Annotated in this window: 1 protein-coding gene; it reads left to right on the top strand. The window is 46.0% G+C overall.

Annotation, left to right across the window (positions count from 1 at the left end; genetic code table 11):
* Nucleotides 1–2,328, top strand: a 2,328-nt coding sequence (locus KIT90_RS27440; RefSeq protein WP_285379717.1) for a tandem-95 repeat protein, incomplete at both ends; no start/stop codon positions are given.

Raw genomic sequence — 2,328 nt, 5'->3', positions numbered from 1 at the left:
GACACACCAACCATTTTGGATGTGTTAGACAACGATAGCTTCGAAGGCCAATCTCCAGTTGTATCCGTAGAAGCGGGCAATGGCCCTGCAAATGGCAGTCTGGTTGTGAACAACGACGGCACGATCACTTACACGCCTAATCAAGATTACAACGGTGCTGACGAGTTTACTTACACAGTCACCTCTGGCGGTGTCACTGAGACTACGACGGTTACGCTAAACGTAACGCCAGTCAACGATAAACCAGTCGTTGAAAACACCATTGCTGACCAAGTTTTACCGGAAGACTTTGCTGAATACACGATTAACTTGAATGACGCATTTAGCGATGTAGATAACTTGGGCAGTGAACTGACGTTTAGTGTTTCTGGTAACAGCAATATCCAAGTTTCGATTGTTGATGGTATCGCAACTATCGCCCCAACAGCAGATTGGAATGGTTCTGAAGAGCTGACGTTTACCGCGACAGATCTAAGCGGTTTGGAAGTGAGTCAGAAAGTTGATTTCACCGTCAATTCCGTTGCCGATATTGTCTCTGATAGTGCAGATATCGTTGAAGACACACCAACCATTTTAGATGTGTTAGACAACGATAGTTTCGAAGGCCAATCACCAGTTGTATCCGTAGAAGCGGGCAATGGCCCAACCAATGGCAGTGTGGTTGTGAACAACGACGGCACCATCACTTACACGCCTAATCAAGATTACAACGGCGCAGATGAATTCACTTATACAGTTACGTCTGGCGGTGTAACCGAAACCACAACAGTTACGCTGAACGTCACACCAGTTAACGACAAGCCACTTAACGAAGACTTTGACCATAGCGCTGACGAACTTATTACTAACGTAATTTTTGATACTGATGATAAGCCTTTGGACCAAGGTTCAGAAAGCGATCATATTTCTGACGTTGAGGATGACTTAAATGGTGATGATCTTCAGATCCGAATAACAGAGCTACCTACATCTGGCACCTTGTATTTCAAAGATGAAAATGGCGATCTTCAAGAAATTACATCGGCCGATGGCTCGTTGTACAACAAAGACAGCATCTACTACGAAGCGGATAATGTTGGGTTCTTGCTTGGTATCAAAGACAGACCTAATTCTCCAAATGGAGAAGAGTCAACGACGGATTTCTACAACTGGGGTTTAAGTGCAGACGGTGGTGAGTCACACAGTCGAACCGAATATCTAGTAAATGGAGCGTCTATTGATATCTCCTCCGATAGTGGTGTGTTAGCTCAATACAACCGAGAAGTCTCACATATTGGTCATGGTATTGCTGATAACGATGGCCAAGGCATTCAGCGCGGCGAAACCATCAGCATTGATTTGTCTGAGAACCCTGTTGGCAGCGTGAATCTTGGTCTGGATGGCCTAGGAGGCTTGTTTGAGCACGGCGACAACAATGCTGCTCTTATCACGGTGACATACCTTGATGCTAACGGCACAGAGCAAACTCAAGTTATTGAGTTCTTGAAGCCAGAAGGCAACAACATGCTATTCCAGGAGACCAGTATTGGCTTCGGTAAGGATTACCCTCTACCTGAAGGGGCGGTAATTACTCAATTAGACTTCTCGACCAAAACATCTGGGAATTGGGAGTTGCGTTATGTAGAGGGCTTCCCACCTGAAGATAGTTTTGACTACGTTGTAGTTGATTCTGGTAACGCTGAAAGTGACCCTGCAACGGTTACAATTGCCAATCAGGTTCTAGACGGCAACGTGTTGGAAAACGGTCCAGGTCTCTCTTTAACTGGTAATACAGTTACAGAAGGAGAAGACGTGACGTTTTCTGTGGTATTGGATGAGACCACAGAAACGTCAGTTAAGTATCCAATAAATACATTGGCCCCTGGCTCATCGGCAGATGACTCAGACGTCAACCTGCCTAATGCGACCTACACGAACGGTGTTGTTTTTGCAGGGGGCTACCTTATTGTTCCTGCAGGTGTTAGTAGCTTCGAAATCATTGTGCCGACGATTGATGATTCAAAAACTGAAAACCTTGAGAGCATCGTTGTCGAAGTTGGGAATGCGAGTGGTATTGGTTATATCCAAGATGATCAAATAAACAATGTGGACGAAGACGCAACCGCAGAGCTGACCGTGAGTGCGGGCGGCGATGTCACCGAAGGTGATGACAGTTACCTTGAGTACACGATCAGCCTCAGTGAGCCAGTCAGTGAAGATGTTGTACTTAACCTATCGACCGATGGTACCGCGACCTCTGATGTTGACTACGACGCTACGTACCTTGTTGCTGATGGCAATGGTGGTTACCGTGAAATCACGGCCGATGAATTGAAGATCACTGCAGGG

It is taken from the genome of Vibrio sp. B172a, assembly GCF_030248355.1.
Classification (GTDB): Bacteria; Pseudomonadota; Gammaproteobacteria; order Enterobacterales; family Vibrionaceae; genus Vibrio; species Vibrio owensii.
Note: the sequence above shows the minus strand (reverse complement) of the source record. Positions and strands in the feature narration are given on the sequence as shown.